The sequence below is a fragment of the Bifidobacterium adolescentis ATCC 15703 genome (assembly GCF_000010425.1).
GTDB lineage: Bacteria > Actinomycetota > Actinomycetes > Actinomycetales > Bifidobacteriaceae > Bifidobacterium > Bifidobacterium adolescentis.
The window spans coordinates 100488-121685 of sequence record NC_008618.1 but is presented as its reverse complement, the minus strand read 5'-3'; the positions used below and the strand labels follow the sequence as shown (position 1 = coordinate 121685).

The 21198-nt window shown below is 60.9% G+C and carries 13 protein-coding genes; 4 read left to right on the top strand and 9 right to left on the bottom strand.

Annotation, left to right across the window (positions count from 1 at the left end):
- Nucleotides 1-314: 314 nt before the first annotated feature.
- A complete protein-coding gene (locus BAD_RS00455; protein ID WP_041777204.1) occupies nt 315-1781 on the top strand; it encodes a cation:proton antiporter in 1467 nt (488 codons plus the stop codon).
- Nucleotides 1782-1799: 18 nt separating this feature from the next.
- Here BAD_RS00455 and BAD_RS00450 read toward each other — a convergent pair whose 3' ends face one another.
- Nucleotides 1800-4796, bottom strand: coding sequence for an ABC transporter permease (locus tag BAD_RS00450; RefSeq protein ID WP_041777203.1), 2997 nt, complete (start codon nt 4794-4796; stop codon nt 1800-1802).
- 352 nt (nt 4797-5148) lie between these two features.
- Between BAD_RS00450 and BAD_RS00445 the strand changes: the two genes are divergently transcribed.
- Entirely contained in the window at nt 5149-6678 is a 1530-nt protein-coding gene (locus tag BAD_RS00445) for an amino acid permease (protein WP_003807358.1), read from the top strand.
- Nucleotides 6679-6815: 137 nt separating this feature from the next.
- On the opposite strand, the gene BAD_RS00440 is transcribed toward BAD_RS00445, so the two are convergent.
- The gene (locus BAD_RS00440) at nt 6816-8666 is read right to left on the bottom strand and encodes a sialate O-acetylesterase (protein WP_041777202.1); all 1851 of its coding nucleotides are present in this window, start codon (nt 8664-8666) and stop codon (nt 6816-6818) included.
- A 426-nt stretch (nt 8667-9092) separates the two neighbouring features.
- On the opposite strand from BAD_RS00440, the gene ilvC (BAD_RS00435) reads away from it, so the two are divergent.
- Nucleotides 9093-10133 carry a ketol-acid reductoisomerase gene (ilvC, locus tag BAD_RS00435; protein ID WP_011742629.1) on the top strand — a complete coding sequence of 347 codons (1041 nt, stop codon included), beginning with the start codon at nt 9093-9095 and terminating at the stop codon, nt 10131-10133.
- A 196-nt stretch (nt 10134-10329) separates the two neighbouring features.
- Here the strand turns inward: ilvC (BAD_RS00435) and ilvC (BAD_RS00430) are convergent, their stop codons facing one another.
- From ilvC (BAD_RS00430) to BAD_RS00405, 6 genes are all read right to left on the bottom strand, one after another.
- A complete protein-coding gene (ilvC, locus tag BAD_RS00430) occupies nt 10330-11382 on the bottom strand; it encodes a ketol-acid reductoisomerase (RefSeq protein WP_003807354.1) in 1053 nt (350 codons plus the stop codon).
- A gap of 285 nt (nt 11383-11667) precedes the next feature.
- Nucleotides 11668-13017 (bottom strand): MFS transporter, encoded by a 1350-nt coding sequence (locus tag BAD_RS00425; protein WP_011742628.1) that lies wholly within the window; start codon nt 13015-13017, stop codon nt 11668-11670.
- Between the two features lie 478 nt (nt 13018-13495).
- A complete protein-coding gene (locus BAD_RS00420; protein WP_011742627.1) occupies nt 13496-15088 on the bottom strand; it encodes an MFS transporter in 1593 nt (530 codons plus the stop codon).
- Nucleotides 15089-15379: 291 nt separating this feature from the next.
- Nucleotides 15380-16894, bottom strand: a complete 1515-nt coding sequence (gene gtfA / locus BAD_RS00415; protein ID WP_011742626.1) for a sucrose phosphorylase — start codon at nt 16892-16894, stop codon at nt 15380-15382.
- 253 nt (nt 16895-17147) lie between these two features.
- Nucleotides 17148-17573, bottom strand: coding sequence for a LamB/YcsF family protein (locus BAD_RS09440; RefSeq protein ID WP_231837098.1), 426 nt, complete (start codon nt 17571-17573; stop codon nt 17148-17150).
- A gap of 127 nt (nt 17574-17700) precedes the next feature.
- Nucleotides 17701-18513 carry a putative hydro-lyase gene (locus BAD_RS00405; RefSeq protein WP_167524177.1) on the bottom strand — a complete coding sequence of 271 codons (813 nt, stop codon included), beginning with the start codon at nt 18511-18513 and terminating at the stop codon, nt 17701-17703.
- A gap of 304 nt (nt 18514-18817) precedes the next feature.
- Between BAD_RS00405 and BAD_RS00400 the strand changes: the two genes are divergently transcribed.
- Nucleotides 18818-19771, top strand: a complete 954-nt coding sequence (locus BAD_RS00400; protein WP_011742624.1) for an aminodeoxychorismate lyase — start codon at nt 18818-18820, stop codon at nt 19769-19771.
- A gap of 60 nt (nt 19772-19831) precedes the next feature.
- Here BAD_RS00400 and BAD_RS00395 read toward each other — a convergent pair whose 3' ends face one another.
- Nucleotides 19832-20917 carry a LacI family DNA-binding transcriptional regulator gene (locus BAD_RS00395; protein WP_011742623.1) on the bottom strand — a complete coding sequence of 362 codons (1086 nt, stop codon included), beginning with the start codon at nt 20915-20917 and terminating at the stop codon, nt 19832-19834.
- Between the last annotated feature and the right edge of the window lie 281 nt (nt 20918-21198).

The window sequence follows — 21198 nt, the reverse complement described above, 5'->3', positions numbered from 1 at the left end:
GCGAACCACCCGTCATCTATAAGCTAGATAGCATTTGGCGGGCGGGCGGTGCGCGCGGCGGACGAGAACCGGGGGTTGGCCGCCTCGCAAACGCGACCGACCCCCTTAATGTCGTGAAACGTGCTATATGTGGCAGATTCGCCCTTCACAAGAAAACGATTTGCGTTATGTGTGGCAGGTCCCTTGAGCAAATCCAGACCTAGGGGGGGTAGGAATCATGCCCCCTAGGTCGGTTTCCCCGAAGAAACCTGCCACAGATAGCGGAAATCACATTCTTCAACCTCCGGTCACAATGGCTCACTAGGCTCGACGGTATGACGCAAGAGCTTGTTTCCCTGACTATCATCATGGCGGTGGCGGCCGTCAGCCCGATTGTGGCGCAGCTGATTCCGGGAAGATTCATTCCACAAACCGTACTGCTGCTCGCCGCCGGAGCCACGCTCGGCCCGTACGGACTAGGCATAATCGAAGTGAACGACGCCGTGAAACTCTTGAACGAGCTCGGCATGGCGTTCCTGTTCCTGCTCGCCGGCTACGAAATCGACCCCAAACGACTCGCCGGACATCAAGGCAAAGTCGGACTGCTTACATGGGGAATCACGCTAGGCCTCGCCTGGCTGGTCGTGACATTCCTTCCGTTCTTCACCAAGCAAGGCATCAACGGCATCGCCACGGTAATCGCACTTACCACCACCGCTCTCGGCACGCTCATGCCGATTCTCAAGGAACGCAACCTCGAAGGCACCCCCATCGGCGACGCCATCATCTCGTACGGAACGTGGGGCGAACTCGGCCCAATCCTCGCCATGGCCATCCTGCTATCCACCCGAACCGGCTGGCAGACCATGCTCGTGCTCGGCGCGTTCCTCGCCATCTGCCTACTGTGCGCGATGCTACCTACGAAAGCACTGAAAACCGGCCATCGCCTGTACCGTTTCCTTACGGAAAACGCGAACACGTCATCGCAAACGCTCATGCGACTGACCACATTCCTGCTCATCTTCCTTGTCACCATTTCCGCACTGTTCGAACTTGACGCGGTGCTCGGCGCGTTCGCCGCAGGCTTCATCCTGCGTTACATCATCCCCGACGGCAGCAAGTCGCTGGAAATGAAACTGGAAGGCGTCGGCTACGGCTTCCTTATTCCTGTGTTCTTCGTGGTGTCAGGCGCCGCGATCAACGTGCGCGCCGTGGCAGGACGGCCCGCACTGCTCGTCGCGTTCATCGTCATGCTCATGCTGATTCGCGCGGTGCCCGTATATCTTGCGCTATCGCTCGACAAACGCAAGAATCCGCTGTCATCGCATCACCGCGTCACCGTAGCCCTGTATTGCACGACCGCGCTGCCGATCATCGTCGCCGTCACGTCGCTGGCGGTGAAGGTCGGCACCATGCAAAGCGACACCGCGTCGACACTGGTCGCAGCCGGCGCGATCACGGTGTTCCTGATGCCGCTGCTCGGCTCGATCACATATCAGGTGGCCGACGTACATCCGGTCACCGCGGTTCGGGAGATCGCGCACACGCCATCCGATTGGCGGACGATCGTACGCGAACATGCGCAGGTACGCGCGCTGCTGCACCATCAGGACCGGCTCAAGCGTATGGCGGAGACGTTGGAATCGCTGGAAAAGCAGGAGGGGCTGAACGGTTTGGACAGCCGTCGCGCCGAACTTGTGGAACGTGCGCGCCTCGAAATCGACCGCCAACTCAAGGAACTCGGCCTGAACCCGCAGCTCACCACCCAACTCCCCCACAACTACCGCTACCCGAAGAACTGAGAGGGCTTCGGAGGAGCGCTACTCCACGGACTTGAGGGAGCTGATGGGGTCGATGCGGTCGAGGACGGGGTTGACGAACAGCTGCACGAGCAGCGCGAAGGCCATGGTCGCCACGGCCGCGATCACGTAGCTCAGCGGCTTGACCTCCACCTCGAAATACAACGAGGGCATGTTGAGCGCCATCGTCAGCATGCCGCCGACGAGCCGGCCGAGCGGCAGACCCAGTATCACGCCCATGACGGTGAGGATCATCATCTCACGGTTCACGTAATGGTGCACTTCGCGGTCGAAGAAGCCAAGCACCTTGAGCGTGGCCATCTCGCGCACGCGTTCTGACACGTTCGTGTTGGCGAGCGTGAACAGCACCACAAGCGCCAGACCGCCGGCGAGCGCCACGATCAGCGCCACCACCGCGCCCATGAGGTCGAATTTGAAGCTGTCGGCCATATGCGCGCAACTTACGGCCTTCATCACCGAACTGTCCTCTTCGAGCGATTCCGCATAGTCGGTTTGCGAAGTGTCGGAGCCGGAAAGCTTGGCGAGCATGGCGTTCCACGTCAGAGCCTCGGAATCCTCGGAACTCTTGGAATTCTTGGTGTTCTTCGCGTCTTTCGAGTCGAAAAGCTTGGCGTAGTAGGTTTCGCTTACATACACATCCGAGCCGATGAGGTTGCGATTCACCGCGCTCACCTTCGCCGTCGCCTGCACGCCGTCACCGTTGGTCAGTCGCACCTTGGAACCGGCCTTGACGCCCAGCGCGCTTGCCGCCGATTGCGCGACGATCACGCCATCGTCATCGAGTTTCAGCGAACCGGTTTTGCCGACGCCGGACGTGCCCAGTATGCCGGACGAGACCGGCTGCAACGTGACCATTTCGCCCAAATCGGACAGATGCTTTTCCGGCACCGCGACCAGCTGGATGCTTTCGCTGCCGCTGCTGCCGGCCTTGCCGCTGTCACCGTCGCCACTGCCCGCAACCGTCAAATCGCCCGACTCTATGCGCACGTCAAGCGATGACGTGACGCGCCCGTCTGACGCGACTTTCGTGCGCATCGCCGACGCGCCCGAATCGTCGGAAACCACCATCAGGTCGTACTGGTAGATGTCGCGGTATTGCTTGATGCCGAGGTCTGCGACGGTGTCGTTGATGGCCAGGCCGCAGACGATCAGCGCGGTGCAGCCGGCCACACCGCCGACCGTCATGATGAGGCGCGACTTGAAGCGGAAGATGTTGCGCGCGGTCACTTTGCCGAGGAAGCCCATGCGATTCCAGACCGGCCGAATCCGTTCCAGCAGAATGCGCGAGCCGGCGCGCGGCGCTTTCGGACGCAGCAGCGAGGCGGGCGTCTGCCTCATTTCCTGCACGCACGCGTAGATGGTGGCGGCGAGCACGCCGACCACGAACAGCGCGATGCCGAGCGAGCCGTACAGCCAGTCGTATTCCAATCGCAGACCGGGCATCACATACATGCCTTGCAATACGACCAGCAGGAACGCAGGAATGCCAAGGAAGCCGGCGATCAGGCCGAGGCCGCCGCCGATGAGGCAGGCGAGCAACGCGAACAGCAGGTAGCGCAACGCGACCGCCAGCCGCCCGTAGCCGAGCCCCACGTACGTGCCGATGAGCGAGCGGTCCTCTTCGACCATGCGCGCCATGGCGGTCAGGCTCATCATCACGGCCACCAGCAGGAACACAATCGGGAACGCGTTGCCGAGCGACTGGATGGAGTCGAGGTCGGATTTGAGCGCGCTGAACCCGCCGAGCGACTGCCGGTCCTGCACATACCAGCGCACTTGCGGAATGCTGGTTTTCAGCTCGTTTTCCTTGGTTTTCAGCGTATGTTCGGTACTTGCCTTCTGCTCGTTCAATTGCGATTGCGCCTGGTCGAGCTGCTGCTTGGCTTGCGTCAGTTCGGGACTAGCGGCGATGATGGTTTCACGCATTGTTTCACGCGTGGTTTCGTCAAGTTGGGGGGTAGTTGCACCTGCGGCCGCCGCCGCACCTGCGTTCGCGCCGTTTGCCGCAGCTCCCGCAGCTGCCGCGCCCGCCTGCATGCTGACAATCTGGTCGACCTGCTGGTTGAATTGCTGCCGATTCGCGTCGATTTGCGACTGCGCGTCCGCGAACTTCTTGTCGGCTTCCGCACGCGCGTCGGCGATCTTCTTGTTGCCCGCGTCGAGCAGTTCCTGCCGACGGGCCTTCTGGCGGTCGGTTTTCACGGTGCCGTCGATGCGGTCGGTCACCTGCTTGACGGTGTTTTCGTACGATTCGTCGAACGTGCTTTCGGCGGCCGCACCCTTGACGAGCAGCGTGGCGGACGTGTAGAGGGTGCCGGTCACGCCATCGGACGGCGCGAAGAACGTGTAGTCGGTGGTGGCGGTGGAACGGAACGAGGTCATGGCGGAGTAGCCGTCCGGGTTGCTCAGGTTCTGCGGATCGAGCACCACGCCCACGATGGTGAGCTTGGTCGGGAAGCTCGGCGCCTCGTCCGTGCCGTTCGTTTCATTCGTGCCGTCCGCACCGTTCGTATCGTTCGTATCGGAAGTATCGGAGGAAGCCGATTCGGGGGTTACGGTGAGGCGGCTGCCGATACGCTTGCCCGAATCGCGAATAAATTTCCTGGTTACCGCGATTTCGCCGGCTTTCTTCGGCATGCGCCCTTCCTGCAAGTATGGCTGGTCAATGCCGTTCGTGCCGATTTCCTGCATGGTCGCCGACTTGCGGCCGTCCAAATCGAACGTCACTTCCTGCGACCGTTCCGCCTGCACTTTCGCAACACCGTTCACCTTGCGCAACGCGGCGATATCGCCGTTCGACAGGCCCGCAGTGGACAGCACCTGGACGTCGTGCAGGCCCTGCGCGTCGAAAAAGCGATCGGTGCTGCGGAACGCGTCACGGCAGCCCGCGTAAATGCCGGTGAGCACGGCCACACCGAGCAACGTGATCATGGCGATGGAAATGAATCTTTTCCACGAATGCGCCCACATTCGCAGCATGTCCTTGACGAATGCCATGTCGACCTCCGTTCGTAGCCCCTCATTCCATTGAACACCATGAAGCTTGGAAAGACGCGCCAAACCGCACATCCGCAACACGTGTCCAAATCGCGCGTTCGAATCGCACAGCAATCGCGCGAATCGAACTTCTAAACCAAACAACCCGTTAAGCAAACCAGACATTCCGGAACGAACAAACCAACACTTTGCCCGCCGCTTCCCGCTACAATCGGAAACGTTCCCTCACAAAGGGCGAATCGCAAAAAAGCAAGCAAAACAAGCACATGCAAGCGTGCAACAGCACGCAACGCAAGCAGCGAGCGCAACGCACAACGCGCAATCGCAAGGAAACAGAGAAGAGGAAATCTCCATGAGCGACGTCACCGCCGCAAAGAAGCCGCGTGGAACCGACGACGTGCCGGTTCCGCCGACGCTCCGTAAATCGTTGAAAAACCGCCATATCCAGCTCATCGCGCTGGGTGGCGCCATCGGCACCGGCCTGTTCTACGGCTCCAGCGAATCCATCCAGCTGGCCGGCCCGTCCATTCTGCTCGCCTACCTCGTCGGCGGTCTCGCGATCTTCATGATCGTGCGCGCTCTGAGCGAGATGGCGGTCGAGGATCCGAAGGCTGGCGCGTTCAGCTACTACGCGACGCGCTACTGGTCACGGCGAGCGGGCTTCATTTCCGGCTGGAACTACTGGTTCAACTACGTGCTGGTGGCCATGGTGGAGCTTGCCGTGGTCGGCTCGTTCGTGAACTACTGGTTCCCGAACATTCCGAAGTGGGTGTCGGCGGCGGTGTTCCTCGTGGCCATCGCGGCGCTGAATCTCATGGGCGTGAACAAGTTCGGCGAATTCGAATTCTGGTTCGCCATCATCAAGATCGTGGCCGTGCTGGCCATGATTCTCGGCGGCCTGTATGTCGTGATCGCCAACGTGCCGACCGCTTCGGGCATTCGCGCGAGCTTCGCCAACTGGTTCACCGTGGACGGCGGATTCCTGCCGCACGGCCTGATGACCCGCAACGCCGACGGCACGTGGACCGGCCTGCTGATGGCGCTCGTCGTGGTGATGTTCAGCTTCGGCGGCACCGAACTCATCGGCATCACCGCCGGCGAAACCGAGAATCCGCGCACCACCATTCCGAAGGCCACGAACGGCATCATCTGGCGTATTCTCGTCTTCTACATCTGCGCGCTCGGCGTGATCATGGCGGTGATTCCGTGGAGCAAAATCGACGGCGATTCCAGCCCGTTCGTGCAGATCTTCGATTCCGTCGGCGTGCACGCGGCCGCCGGCATCCTCAATTTCGTGTGCCTGACCGCCGTGATGAGCGTCTACAATTCCGGCCTGTACGCCAACTCCCGCATGCTGTATTCGCTGGCAAAGCAGGGCAACGCGCCGGCTTACCTGGGTAAGCTCAGCAAGAAAGGCGTGCCGGTCGGGGGTGTTATCACTTCCGCGATAATTATTGCGATTGCCGTTGTCGTCGTGTTCGTATGGCCGGAATTCGCGTTCAATTATCTGATGTCGATCGCCACTATCGCGGCTGCGATCAACTGGATCATGATTATGATTACGGAGATTAAGTTCCGTCGCATGGTTGCGGCTGGCGATGGCCCGGCCGAACTTAAGGGGCTGAAGGGCAAGGAAGCGCTCGACAAGATCGCGTTCAAGCTGCCGTTCGCCAATGTGACGCCGTATGTGGTAATCGCGTTCATGCTGCTGGTTGTGGTGCTCATGTGCTTCTCCGCAAGCTATCGCATCGCCGTGATCGCCGGCGTCATCTGGCTGGCGGTGCTGTTCGCCGCCGCCCAGCTTGCGCTTGGCAAGTCCGGCAGCGAGCGTGGCGAGGACGCGGCGGTGATTGTCGACGCGGCTGCTGCAACCGCTGAGTAATCGCAAGAAACACAAAACGGCCTCCTCTTCCGGCTTTTGTTACCCGAATCGGCTGGTTACGGTAACAAAAGCCGGATGGGAATGCCGTTTTTGCGATTAGACGGGGCGATTAGACCGGCGCGACCAGACCGACGGCCTCAGTCAGCGGTGCCGTCGGGGGTGACGGGCTCGGCGGACTCGACGGGGGAGGTATGGTCGGTCAGGTCCAGACGGAACGGCTGCGCGGGCAGGCCGTCGTCGTTGAACAGCGGAGCCGGACCCCAACTGCGCCAGGCGTATCGCATCGCCACCGGCTCCGGCACATCCGGAGTCGCCAGCGTAATCGTGCCGATGCTGCGGCTGTTAATCGGAATGCCGAATTCCGTAGCGTTGTAATCGACCACGTTCACTCTGGAATTGACGAGATCATCGATGTCGCAATCCACGAAAATCGCGGCGGTCGCCGGGTGGAACATACCGTCGGAACCGGCCAGTTCGAAGCCGGAATGTTCCGGCACGCGCACCAAAGTCGGCAGCTGGCCATCGAAATCATCGTCGTCGCCGCCGCCGGGCGTGGTGCCTTCGAAATGCAAACCGTGCGCATAGCGGAAGAACAGGCGTACGCGGCCGTTCGGGTCGCATCGGAAGCCCAGCACCGTCGGGCCGTGCACCGGAACGCGATCCATGCCGTAGATTTGCCGCAGCGCGCAATTGGCAAGGCGTTCGCCGGGCGTGCGCTTGTCCAGCGGGTGGATGTTGTCGTATTCGCCGCAGTCGATCGTGCAGATGGCGTACACGTTGTCTATGGACTGCGCGGCGTCCCATTGGGCCTCACGCAGCACCGGCCAGCGCATCGGATCGTTGCCGTCCGCAGCCGTCTTGCCGTTGATCCATTGCGGCAACTGCACGATGAGGAACGGCAGATTTTCGCTCCACAGCGCACGCCATTCGCCGATCATCATGCCGAGCAGCTCGCGGTAGGAACCGCTGTATTGCTCGTCTTCCTCACCCTGATACCACAGGAAACCGGCCAGCGAGTAGGGCATGATACGTTCCAGCATGGCGTGGAAGGGGCCACACGGACGCCATTGCGATGTAGGGGTGAGCGGCGGCGGCCACGGGCAGGTGCCGCACTGTTCGCTCAACTCGCTGCTCGTTGCGTTCGGATTGGTCTGACGCACCGTTTCCACAGCCGCGTTCCATGCGTCCATCTGCGACTGCCATTCGCTGGTTTCCAGCTCGAACTGCTGTTGCGTCTTGCCTGCGATCGCACGCTGGTAGCGCGTCAGATAGTCGCGGCCGGCATCGCTGGAATTGAGTGCGTCCTCGCTCATCCAGCAGCTGATCGACGTGCCGCCGATATAGCAGTCGACAATGCCGACCGGCAGATCGGGGTCGAGTTCGGAGCGCAGCTTGCGTGCGAAATAGTAGGCGACGGCACTCATCACGCCACTGTTTTCCGGCGATGATTCCTGCCAACTCGACGTATTTTCCGCATTGCGATTGATGACACCGGTTTTGGGCACATTGTAGAAACGCAGCAGCGGATCGGCGCAATCCTCAAGTGCTTCGTCGGCATGCTCGCTGTTACGCAACTCAAGTTCCATATTGCTTTGGCCGCCGGCGAGCCACACTTCGCCGATAAGCACGTCGTCGAATTCGATGGCATCATTGCCCGCGACGATACGAAGCGTGTACGGACCGCCTTCCGGTTGCGCGGGCAGCATCACGCGCCACTGCGAAAAGCCGTTGACCACGTTCTGCGAAGAATAAGCATGTTCCTGCGCAATCAGGGAGCCGTCAAAGTCGTGTATTTCCGCCACAACCTCCATACCGGCGCAATCGGCAGCCAATGCGCCGAACACCGCAATGGGCTTGTTGCGTTGCAATACCATGTGCGAGGCGAAAATCGAGGCGATATGCAGCACGCCCGAGACATTACGCTCCTCCACCTGCTCCATCTGCGCCGTCATTTCGGAACCAGGCGCAATCCCCGTCGCAGTGACCATTGCTTCAGCTTCCTCATCAAACAATCCTACGTGCCTATCCTAAGCCACTTTCCTACCAAAATGCATGAAGCGTCACCTAAATAAGCACATGCTTGCCCACACAAACGTCATTTTCAGCGATTGAAACGTCGCTTCGGTAGGGGCTTAATCGCAATTCCCAACGGAAACAACATTCCAACGGCCCGAAACGTCGCTTCCTTAGGGGTTTCGCAGGAAAGGTATCACGATTGCGCCGCGACGAATTTTTTACGATTTCGCGGCTCACTTTGTGGACTGGATACGTACCAAAACGGCCGCTCCGGTAGGATGGACCCCAGTTTGCAGGACAAAATCCATGCACGAAACCACGAATTTCATCTGCGAATGGTAGAAACCCGAACGCTTTCCAAGCGTTCACCCCACTACACAAAAGGAGTGCCAAGTACAATGGCTGCACAAATTTGGTATGAGAACGATGGAGATCTCTCGGTCCTCGAAGGCAAGAAGGTTGCCATCATCGGTTACGGTTCCCAGGGCCACGCCCATGCGCTGAACCTGCGCGATTCCGGCGTCGACGTCGTCGTCGGCCTGCGCCCGACCTCCAAGTCCGTCGAGCACGCCAAGGAGCAGGGTCTGGAAGTCAAGTCCGTTCCGGAAGCCGCCGCCGAGGCCGACATCATCATGATTCTGGCTCCCGATCAGTACCAGCGCACCATCTGGGCCAACGACATCGAACCGAACATCAAGCCGGGCGCCGCCGTCGCCTTCGCTCATGGCTTCAACATCCACTACGGCTACATCAAGCCGACCGAGGACCACCCGGTCTTCATGGTCGCCCCGAAGGGCCCGGGCCACATCGTGCGTCGTGAGTACGCCAACGGCCGTGGCGTCCCGGTCGTCGTGGCCGTCGAACAGGATCCGCGCGGCGACGCTTGGGACATCACCCTGGCTTACGCCAAGGCTCTGGGCGCCCTGCGCGCAGGCGCCATCAAGACCACCTTCACCGAAGAGACCGAGACCGATCTGTTCGGCGAGCAGAACGTGCTCATGGGCGGCGTGAACAAGCTCGTTGAAATGGGCTTCGAGGTCCTCACTGACGCTGGCTACCAGCCGGAGATCGCTTACTTCGAGGTCTGCCACGAGCTGAAGATGCTCGTCGACCTCATGAACGAGGGTGGCCTGAACAAGGCTCGTTGGTCCTGCTCCGACACCGCCCAGTACGGCGACTACACCAACACCTGCATCGACGAGCACGTGCGTGAGCGCATGCAGTACCACCTGAAGCGCATCCAGGACGGCTCCTTCGCCAAGGAGTTCATCGACGATCAGGACGCTGGCGCTCCGAAGTTCAAGCAGCTGCAGGAAGAATACGGCAACGTGCGTATCGAGAGCGTTGGCCCGAAGCTGCGCGCCATGTTCTCTTGGAACAACGGCAAGGATGACGACGCTGACATGGCCACTTTCACCGGCAAGATCGCCCGTGGCTGAGTAACGTCTCGCATTCATTGCGATTAATCGCATTAACTGCGATTAAAGGCCGCCGCCCAAGTTGGGTGGCGGCCTTTCGTTATGCCGGAACGTACGCAACCGTCGCACGCACGACGATATGCAAAAAGCGCCGTCCGCACGAAGCGGGCGACGCTTTCTAATTCGCTAAATAGCTTATGCAGCTAGCGAAGCAATCTCACTGAACCTGAGTACGAGCGATCTTGCCGTTGAAGGACTCGGCCATATCGGCGTCGGCGTCCACCTGGTTGTTCCAGGAGAACATGGCGCGCAGCTTCGGGCCAACGGTCTCCAGGTGCGGGTGGCTGTACTCTTCCTGCAGCTTCTTGAACTTCGGAGCGCCAGCGGCCTGGTCATCCATGAACTCCTTGGCGAAGGAGCCGTCCTGGATGCGCTTGAGCTGGTACTGCATGCGCTTCTTGGTCTCCTCGGTGATGACCGTGGAGGTGTAGTCGCCGTACTGGGCGGTGTCGGAGCAGGACCAACGGGCCTTGTTCAGACCACCCTCGTTGGCCAGGTCGACCAGCATCTTCAGCTCGTGGAACACCTCGAAGTAGGCGATCTCCGGCTGGTAGCCAGCCTCGGTCAGCACATCGAAGCCCATATCGCACAGGTGGTTGATGCCACCCATGAGGACGTCCTGCTCGCCGAACAGATCGGTCTCGGTCTCCTCGGTGAAGGTGGTCTTGATGGCGCCTGCACGCAGCGCGCCCAGAGCCTTGGCGTAAGCCAGGCACAGCGGCCAGGTCTTGCCATCCGGATCCTGCTCGACGGCCACGACGACCGGGACGCCACGGCCAGCGGCGTACTCACGACGCACGATGTGGCCCGGGCCCTTCGGGGCGACCATGAAGACCGGATGGTCCTCGGACGGCTTGATGTAGCCGTAGTGGATGTTGAAGCCGTGAGCGAAGGCCAGAGCAGCGCCCGGCTTCAGGTTCGGCTCGACGTCCTTCTTGTACACGGCGGCCTGGTACTGGTCAGGCAGCAGGATCATCACCACGTCGGCTTCGGCAACGGCCTCGGCAACAGGCTTGACCTCAAGGCCCTGCTCCTTGGCATACTCCACGGACTTGGAGGTAGGACGCAGGCCGACGACGACGTCGACGCCGGAATCGCGCAGGTTCAGCGCATGGGCGTGGCCCTGGGAACCGTAACCGAGGATGGCCACCTTCTTGCCATCGAACACGGACAGATCGGCGTCCTTTTCGTACCAGATAGTTGCTGCCATAATTGGCGCTCCTTTATTGTTTTTTGCGATTCGGAACTTGCTTTTTCCGAACAAACTCGCTATTTTCTATTCTTTTTTCGGTTGTTATCACGGCGAGTGATTCCTAGGATGTTGCTCCCCCCGGATTGTGTCCGAGGAACCACTCCGCCTCTCCTGCGGAACTGTTCTAGTACCGCTTTCTTTATGATGTCTGTTGGCGTTCACATAGTGGCTATATTCACGTCAAACGTTTTTTCTAAGGCTCCGAGCCACCCCAAGCGAAGCAGCCCGGCAAGCCGGTCGGCGTCACTTGGTGAAGTCGACGTTCTTCGTTTCCTTGCAGCTCAACACCGCGATGAGGCAGCACAGGGCCATCACACCGAGGTACAGGCCCACGGAATGCACGCCCCAATGATGGGACAGCCAAGTGGCGATGGTCGGCACGAAGGCCGCGCCGACGATGGCAGCCAGGTTGTAGCCGATGCCGGAGCCGGAGTAACGCACGTTGGCGTCGAACAGTTCCGGCAGGAAGGCGCCGATCGGACCGAACGCGGTACCCATCAGAGCGAAGCCGATGCACAGGAACAGCAGGTTGGTGGCGAAGTTGCGCTGACCGACGACCGCCGGATCAAGCAGGAACGGGAACAGCAGGGCGAACGCGATGAGGCAGCAGGAGGAGATGATGATCACGCGCTTGCGGCCGAACTTGTCGGCGTTCACGCAGGAGATCACGATGAACGCGGCGAACACGCAGACGGCGATCATCAGCATCAGCAGATACTCCTGGTTGGTGAAGCCCAGGTTGCCGCCACCCTGCTCGACGGTCTTGGTGCCCCAAGCGAGGGACCAGGTTGCCAGCGTGTAGAACAGCGTGTAGGTGACGGCCACCAGGAACGTGGCCTGGATGACTTCCTTCCAGCTCTTCTTGAACACTTCGGTAAGCGGGGACTTGACGACCTTCTTCTGCTCCTGGGCCATACGGAAGATCGGGGTCTCCTCCATCTGGACGCGGACGACGAGGCCGACGATCACGAGGATGGAGGACAGCAGGAACGGCACGCGCCAGCCCCAGGCAAGCATCGCGTCATTGTCGTTGAAGGTCTCCAGCAGGAAGTAGGTGCCGTTCGACAGGAAGAAGCCGATCGGGGCGCCCAGCTCCGGGAAGGAGCCGTACAGCGCGCGCTTGTCTTCCGGAGCGTTCTCGGTGGCCACCAACGCGGCGCCGGACCATTCGCCGCCAAGGCCGATGCCCTGCACGAAGCGGCATAGGCACAGCACGGCGACGGCCGCGACACCCCATTGGTTGTAGGTCGGCAGGCAGCCGATCAGGAAGGTGGCAATGCCCATGGTGAGCAGGGAGACCACCAGCGTGGTCTTGCGGCCCATACGGTCGCCGAAGTGGCCGAACACCAACGAGCCCAGCGGACGGGCGATGAACGCGATGGCGAAGGTCAGCAGGCTGGCCAGCAGCGCGACGGTCGGATTGGTGGTGTCTCCGAAGAACACCTTCGGGAAATAATTCGCAGCGGCGGTGCCGTATGCGTAAAAGTCGTAGAACTCGATGGCGGTGCCGACCATGGATGCTGCGATCACGGTTTTGACCGAATCGCGGACCATCGCCTGCGCTTTGCCAGCGGCCGCTTCGACTGTACTCATTGATGTACTCCCTGTACGTCCTGTTACCGGTTCCCAACTTCCGCCGATAACGATGTTGTTTGTAGTTTTTCTGTTTTCTGTTGTGCGCTATGCCGGCCGGCTTCAAAAGGTTTTCGCTGCGTCTGCCTTGTGGGCTGCAACAAAAATGGCCCCGCATTATGCAGGGCCATCAACGTGTGTGTTACGCGCGCCTCAAACCCTGCCTTCGTTGGCGAGGGATTGAAGCCGCAATGCTCGAATCAGTCCGCCAACGAAAGCGGAATAATAATTCGTGCGGACAGCAGTACGTGTGCGACCATTCCGTTCATCGTGGCGAACCTCCTTTCGCAAAGTCATTTCCCCGGGCGGGATTTCCGCTCGAACTAAGCCGTAAACATAGGCGCGTCCATCTCCCCTATCCACTAAAGGTTCACTATGTGGACGCGCCGTTTCGCTTTATTTTCCAATCATTGGCGATCTAGCACCGTCATAGTCGCCGTCATTGTTGCGATTTCAACCGCAATGTCAGCAGACCCGCCAACAGCATCGAAACAGTGGCGACAGCGAAGATCAGCACGGTGGCACCGGTCGCCACAATCACCGCGGCGCAGGCAGCGACGCCCAGTATCGTGCCGAACGTATTGGCCAGACTATAAGCGGCAAGCGATCGGCCCACGGAACGCACATCCGGCAGCATCGCAAGATCCAAGCTTTGGCTGGCGCCATCGAACACCACGTATGCGAAGCCGGCAAGCAGGGCGTACAGCGCAACCGCCAGGAAACCGTCGTCCATCAGCAACGGCAGCAGCGCAGCGACCATGAACAACACGGCGGACGCGACGGCCGGAATACGCAGATCGCCAAACAGGCTGACGACGCGGCCAAGCAGCAACGCCGCAATCAAAGCACCGACAAACGTGCAGATGGCCATGACCACAACCACCGATCCGGCACCGGCAATGCCGAACAAACCGGCCTCATCGGTATTGCCGACGATATTCGGCGCCAGATACCACTGATATACGGCGATTCCGGCTGTGGCCGCAACGGCGAACATGCGGGCCGCGAATGCCACAGAAAACTTCGGCGCGTTCTGCGGCGGACGGTATTGCGAGAAGAAATCGCCTTTCTCAACATCCCTACGCGGCAGGTAGCTGCTGGCCCCTTCGAACGGCAATATCAACAGCGTAACGACGGCCGCGACGACAAGCCAACCCGCGAATACCAGCATCGCGAAACCCGTAGTGCCATCCCAACCTTCGCCACCGGCATGCGGCGTCAGCGCAACAGCCACGGCGACGCCGACCAGCTGGCCAAGCGCCAGCCCCTTGCCGTGCCAGGAATCGGCGCGGTCGCGGAACTTGTCAGGCACACGTTCGCCGAACGCGGCGGCGAACGGTATGGCCGCCATCGCATACGCGGCCTGCGTGGCCAGCCAGAAGAACACGGCCCACGGGAGAAAATCGCATGCGGAAAGAATCGCCATGCAGATAGCCGCCAATACGCTGCCGCTGGCGATCCATGGCGTACGGCGCCCGAACCGGCAGTAGGAATGGTCGGAACCGACGGCGATGCATGCATTCAGCAGGAACGTCATGATGGCACCTGCGATGACGAGCATCGCCAAATCCGTGACGCGGTTGATTCCCGACAAACGGCTGACGGTTTGCGGAATGAGCACCGTGTTGAACGCCGCCATCGGAGCGGACAGCAGCATTGAGCCAAGCGCAAAACCCGCAACGAGCCGGTTGGCCTGCATTGCGGTCGGCTTGGTGCCGTCCGGAGCGGTCATCGGGTCGCGCAGGTCGAGGAAGGACGATTCGAGGTTCGGCACAGCCACGTCAAGATGCGCGGCCGCGGTTAGGGGCGCTCCACCTTCCGATGCGATGCGCGCGGCCTGGGTTTCCGGACGCTCGTTGGACGCTTCCGGAATACGCGGATGCTGCTGCACCGACAGCCGGCGCATGGCCGCCTTCGCTTCGGGAGTCAGGGTCTTCTCATAATCGGGGCGATCGTCGATGCCCGGGCGGATGAACACCTGGCCGGGCAGCGGCTGCGGTTTGAATTCGTTATTCTGATTGTCTTCGGTCATATCTGCTGTTTTCTTGGCTTATCGCGTTTTCTGCTTGTCGCGTTTCATGTGCTTCGATACTCCACGCATGCGCCCGCCCGCTACGAGCGACACATACGAAAATCGCCCGGACGCATTGCTTCAGCGCATTCGGGCGATTCTTCAACGCAACTTACGATACCAACACGTGCGGCCACTGCCGTCCGCCCGACGGACCGGGTGCGACGGACCGGGTGCGCGACCGCAAGGTGGAACGCAATCGCAAGGCCGTACGTAATCGCAAGAAAATACGTAATCGCAAGAAATTTTCCGTCAGGCGACGACAGGCGGATTGGCGATCAGATCATCCGAACGGTGGTCTCCCGCGGAATCCTCCCATTCCAACATGGCGACCGGCGTAGTGTTGTCCACACCGAGACCGCGCTTCGGCTCGAACGTCAGCGTGGCCTGGCTGGTTTCGCCGCGCCAGGTGAAGCTGATGGACGTGTCGTCATCGGTGGTGTACGAGAACGTGCCGTCGAACGCGTCGAGCTCGTTGCGGAACTTGGCGAGCGCGTTCAGGGCCTTGACGACCGGACGCTTGAGGTTCTCGTCGATTTCCGCGGTGGAGTAGTAATGGCGATTGATGTCGCGGCCGTTATTCGTCTTACGCAGCAGCTCCATGTCGTTCTTGCCGGCGAGCGCGCCGACGTAGTAGACTTGCGGCACGCCCGGCAGGAAGAACTGCACCGCGCGGGCGGCGATGTAGTGCTGGTCGTTGCACCCGAGCGCCGAATAGTAGGTGCTGTTGACCTGGTAGAGGTCGAGATTGGATGCGGCGGCGCCAGTGGCTGCCTGGGATTCGCCGTGGGTGTTGGCGTGGATGGTGTTGACGAGGTTGTCCACGTCCTCATCCGGCACGAGACCCTTGAGCGAGCGGTCGAGCTGGTCGGAGCCGATGTCGATCACGCCGATGCCGTCGTGCGTATCGAGCACGGTGACGGCGTTGTTCGGGCGTATGTCGGTCCAGTGGGCGACGGGCTCGACGTGGCCGGTGCTCAGCGCGTGCAGCAGCAGCGGAGGCAGGGCGAAGTCGTAGACGCGGTCCACCTTGGATGCGATTTCGACCTGCTTCTTGTAGTAGGAGTGCACTTCGATGAGGATTTCCAGACCGCGCTTGACGCCTTCCTCACGCAGACGGGAGATCAGCTTGAAGGTCTTCGGGGTCATGAAGCAGCTGGTGCCGGCTTCCTTGGCGCCATAGCCGACGGCGTCGAGGCGGATGTAGCTGACGTGAGAGGCGGCCATCTGGTCGAAAATCGACATGAGGTATTCCCAACCCTTGTCGGAATCGGTGTCGATGTCCACCTGCTGCGGGGTGAAGCTGACCCACACGAGGCGGGTCTTGCCGGCGAACTTGTAGTGGGTGAACGGCAGGCCCGGACGCGGACGGTAGATGCCGGCCAGGTCCTCTTCGGTGGCGCCGTTCGGGAACACGGAGCTCATGGTGAGGAACATCGGATAGTATTCGGACTCCTCGCCCTTGGCCAGCACGTCCTGGAACTGCTTGGATTCCCAACTCATGTGGTTGACGATGGCGTCGACCATGATGTTGTGGGTCTTGGAGAGTTCGGCGACGTCGTCCCAGCTGCCGAGACGTTCGTCGACCTTGGTGTGGTCGATCGGGTCGAAGCCTGCGTCGGCGCCGTCGAACGGGGTGAAGAACGGCAGGATGTGAACGCCGTCGTACACGCCGTCGAAGCGGGTGCGCAGAATGTCGGTCATCGACTTGATGGTGCCGTCGCCAAGGCGGTCGGCGTAAGTGATGAGCTGCACCTTGTTTTTCATGGAGCCTCCTTCGGTTCCAAAAAGTCGTTGCGAGATTCTTTGCGGGAGTCCTTACGGCCATTCCCACGGTTGTGTCGAACCGGTTCGATATTACCGCAAAATGGGGCTCGACACCAAAACCGCAACCGGTGTTCGGGCGTGTCGAACCGGCTTTCGGCCGAATCGCGGCGCATGTCTCCGGCGCCCGATTCGAAAGCGACGGACATGCGGGGGCAGCCGCGAGCGCAGGGCTCTCAGCCTTGGGCACAGGACTTCAGCTGCGGGCGCAGTCCGTAAGCTGGCCGACCTGCTTAAAGTAACGGTCGGGTTCGAGGCCGTCGACGGTCGCCACGTTCGTCATATGCACGCCGTCGAGGCCGCCGTATTCGACGATCTGGTACATCACGTCCGCCTTGAGTTCGTCGGGGGACTCGTCCACATAGCGGCGCCCGAATCCGGCCAGGTCGCGGTACGCCACATGCGCCCCGACCATTACCCCCCGCGACGCCGCGTATGACAACGTTCTCAGCATGACGGACGGGTCGCCCGCATGGAAGCCGCACGCCACGTTCGCGCTGGAAACCACGTCGAGCAGCGCCTCGTCGTCGCTGAGCGTCCAACGACCGAAGCTTTCGCCCATATCGCTGTTCATATCGATTCGCATAGCCGTCTGCTTTCCGTCTGTTTCCTGCACAGCCATCGTTTCCATTCCTTCCGTCGCCTTTCCGTCGTTCTACCGTCGCAGCGTTCTTCAGCCGCGACGTCCCTTCTGCCGCAGTCGCCGCAGCACGCATCTCATGCCGCGCCCCGCAACCTGCCGCTCGGCCTCACACCATGTATTCCAAATCGCGTTTGCTGGTGATGAACATGTGCCCCGGCGCGTGCGTGATCGCGAATTCCGGTTTGGACGCCATCACCGCGGCCTGCGGGGTCACGCCGCACGCCCAGAACACCGGCACATCGCCCGGCTCCAACACGGGGGCATCGCCATAGTCGGGATGCATGATGTCGTCGATGCCGATCGCGGACGGGTCGCCCACACATACGGGGGCACCGTGCACGGACGGGTAATAGCCGGAAATCCGGCATGCGTCGGCCACCTGCGTAGACGGAATGCCACGCATCGACACGACCATCGTCGAATGGAACGCGCCGGCCGAACGGCACTCGATCGACGTGTCGTACATCGGCACGTTGCGGCCTGCCGTGATGTGCCGCACCGGCACGCCCGCCTCCATCAGCGGAAACTCGAATGTGAAACTGCAGCCAATCACAAACGTGACCAAATCGGATCGCCAATACTCGCGAATATCGGGCACTTCAGCTACCAGTTCGCCACGCTTCCACACGCGGTACAACGGCACGTCGGTACGGATGTCGGCGCCCGGCGCGGTGACGGGTGCGGTGACGCCCGGCTCCATCACTTCCAGCAGCGGACAAGGTTTGTGATTGCGCTGCGCGAACAGCAGAAAATCGAATGCCTGCTCCTTGGGCAGAATCATCAGATTCGCCTGCGCGTAGCCTTGCGCAATGCCGCAGGTCGGGCGGACCAGGCCGTCACGGAACGCGGCGCGCGCCTGTTCGGGCGTGCTCGCCGCGCCAAGTTCGGTTGTTCCCATATCGGACATCCCATCCACCATTGCGCTTACCTTTCCCGTCGGCCGCCGTCCGGCCTTTTCCGAACGAACTGCCGACGAACTCCGAAATCCGATTCCGCAGAAACGGACGTTCAGAGTCGCTTTCCCTCACCTTGGTCGCCGAACGTTACGGGAGCCGCGCGATTCATGACGCGTATGTTTCCGCATTGCAAATTGGCGGTGCCAAGTGGAAACAAACCATGGTTAGGTTGGACGCCGAAGACGCACGCGAACGCTGACGCAACACAACAGCGCAACAGCAATAAAGCGGCAATCAAAAGACGCGGAGCGCGGAAGAGAGGTTCCCATGAGTTCGATCGTTCTGGCAGTCGGTAACGGCAAGACGCTATTCGGAGGCTCAGGCGTGGCGCCCGACGCGGATCTGGTTCGTTTCGTCGATCCGGAAAGTCCCATCATCAACGCGTTCGATTTGTGCGCGCTGCGCGGCGACGGCATTTTCGAAGCGACCACGGTATGGAGGGGTTTCCCGGTCTCGCTGGAGAACCATCTGAAGCGTCTTGCGAATTCGGCCCGTCTGGTGGATATGCCGGAACCGAACATTCCAGCGCTCACCCGCGCGGTCCAGCTGGTCATCGACCAGTATGACGATCCGGAACCCGGTCCGATGCTGCGCATCATCGTCTCCCGTGGTCTCGATCCGGACACCGGCGTGGGCAAGGCGGCCGACCGCACGCCGACCGTCTACATCTTCCTTGACGCGAAGGGCACGCTGCATTCGCTGGAGCCGATCACCATGGCTTCGATGACGCGCGGCTACCCGTCGGACATCACCGCACGCGCCCCGTGGCTGCTCAACGGCGCGAAGACGCTGAGCTACGCGTTCAACTGCGCCGTGCACCGCGAATGCGCCCGCCGTGGCGTCGGCGACGCGATTCTGTTCACGGAGGACGGCTACACGATGGAATGCCCGAATTCGTCGATTGTGGCACGCTATGGCGATACGTTCGTCACGCCCGACCCGCGCATCGGTATTCTGAATGGCACATCACAGCGCGAAATGTTCGCCTGGGCGCTTGAAGAAGGCAAAAAGGCGGAGTACAGGAAGCTGCCGATCGCCGAACTACGCGAAGCGGACAGCCTGTACATGACGCACGGCGGATGGTCGATTCCGATCAGCGCGATCGACGGGCGCGCACTTGCCGTGGATGCAGCGGAGATCCAGGCGATCAACGATGCGATCCATTCGGGCCGCACGCACGAGGACGCGTTGAAAATCGGTCCGACCGGCGATTACGAATAAGGCGAAACGACCCGCTTAGCAGGTAAAACGGCCCGTCCAATGATGGGCGATACGGCCCGCTTAGCGGGTGGTATCGCCCAGTTTGAGCGTCACGGGAATCAGCACGTCCGGCTCGTACGGCTTGCGTCCCGTGGCGCTTGTCGTATCTGCCTTGGCATCCCCTTCCTTGGCGATCGCACGAACGATATTGCCGACCGCGACCTGCGCGATTTTGTCGAAATTCTGCGCCACCGCGGTCATTTTCATACCGGCCAGGTCGGTCAGATACGTGCCGTCGTAGGCGATGATCTGCAGGTCGCGCGGAATCGAAATATGCCTCCGCATCGCTTCGCGCACGCAAAGCGCGGCACCGATATCGGAGCTGACCACGGCATCGACGCCGTCCACCGGCATACTGTTGAGCACAGCATTCACCGCGTTCTTATACCCTTGGAAATCCTCCACATTGCCGGCTTCGACGTACTCGTACCGCACGCCGGCCGCTTTCAGCTCCTGCTCCAGCGCAAGGTAGTAGCGGACGGTCGGGAACGTTGTCTTGTGCAGGTCGAAATCGTCCGGGCTGTCTCCATTGCGCGCCGCCAAATCGAAGAACTGGTCGCGCGGGCCGCCGATCATCACCACGTGGTGCGCGCCGGTGTTGACCAGCATGTGCGCCATGAGCCGGCCGCCCTGCTCATGGTCGGAGCCGATCGACGCGATGCCGCCGCCCAGCACACGGTCGAAGGCGACGATCGGGCGGTGGATGGACGTCCAGTAATCGTTCGGATGGGTGGTGTGCGAGCAGACGATGATGCCGTCCATCATGTGACGGCGCAGCATGTCCACGTATTCAACCTCGCCGTTTTCCGCGTCGGCGGTGGAGCACAGCATGGTGCGCAGTCCTTGCGCGGCCAGCTCGCGTTGCAGATGCGCGGTAAGGGTGGCAAAGAAGGGGTGGCGGATGGTCGGCACGATCACGCCGACCAGGTTCGTGCGGTTCTTGTACAGGTTGCGTGCCAGCTCGTTGGGCACGTAATTGAGCTCTTTCATGGCGGCTTCGACGCGCGCGCGCATGTCGTCGGACACGTAGCCCGTCTTGTTGACCACTAGCGAAACCGTGCTCAGCGAAACCCCGGCCTCTTTCGCCACGTCACGCATGCCGACCATTGCCCAACACCTCTCCCCCGCATCGTCGGGATGTTTCCTTACAAATCGCGATATTATGTGTTATTTTACATGCATCTGTAACGTTTCTTTGCAATCGTTCGCACAATATGAACTATCAATTGACGAAAGACGCCCTCCCCCTCTTCAATTCCCCCGAAAAATCCACTTTTTCACCCGTGAACGACGTATGTTTCACGACGCGTTCCACGCATCTTCCACGCACGCTCCGCATGTACTCCACACGCGTTCCGCCCGCAAAAGGGGCGGTGAGACACTTGCGA

Bases quoted from the DNA above. Each gene is read 5' to 3' on its own strand.
- gtfA (WP_011742626.1), bottom strand. From the start codon at position 16,894: ATGAAAAACAAGGTGCAGCTCATCACTTACGCCGACCGCCTTGGCGAC.
- BAD_RS00450 (WP_041777203.1), bottom strand. From the start codon at position 4,796: ATGGCATTCGTCAAGGACATGCTGCGAATGTGGGCGCATTCGTGGAAA.
- BAD_RS00405 (WP_167524177.1), bottom strand. From the start codon at position 18,513: ATGGTGGATGGGATGTCCGATATGGGAACAACCGAACTTGGCGCGGCG.
- BAD_RS00420 (WP_011742627.1), bottom strand. From the start codon at position 15,088: ATGACCGAAGACAATCAGAATAACGAATTCAAACCGCAGCCGCTGCCC.
- ilvC (WP_003807354.1), bottom strand. From the start codon at position 11,382: ATGGCAGCAACTATCTGGTACGAAAAGGACGCCGATCTGTCCGTGTTC.
- BAD_RS00425 (WP_011742628.1), bottom strand. From the start codon at position 13,017: ATGAGTACAGTCGAAGCGGCCGCTGGCAAAGCGCAGGCGATGGTCCGC.
- BAD_RS00445 (WP_003807358.1), top strand. From the start codon at position 5,149: ATGAGCGACGTCACCGCCGCAAAGAAGCCGCGTGGAACCGACGACGTG.
- BAD_RS00440 (WP_041777202.1), bottom strand. From the start codon at position 8,666: ATGGTCACTGCGACGGGGATTGCGCCTGGTTCCGAAATGACGGCGCAG.
- BAD_RS00455 (WP_041777204.1), top strand. From the start codon at position 315: ATGACGCAAGAGCTTGTTTCCCTGACTATCATCATGGCGGTGGCGGCC.
- BAD_RS00395 (WP_011742623.1), bottom strand. From the start codon at position 20,917: ATGGTCGGCATGCGTGACGTGGCGAAAGAGGCCGGGGTTTCGCTGAGC.
- ilvC (WP_011742629.1), top strand. From the start codon at position 9,093: ATGGCTGCACAAATTTGGTATGAGAACGATGGAGATCTCTCGGTCCTC.
- BAD_RS00400 (WP_011742624.1), top strand. From the start codon at position 18,818: ATGAGTTCGATCGTTCTGGCAGTCGGTAACGGCAAGACGCTATTCGGA.
- BAD_RS09440 (WP_231837098.1), bottom strand. From the start codon at position 17,573: ATGGCTGTGCAGGAAACAGACGGAAAGCAGACGGCTATGCGAATCGAT.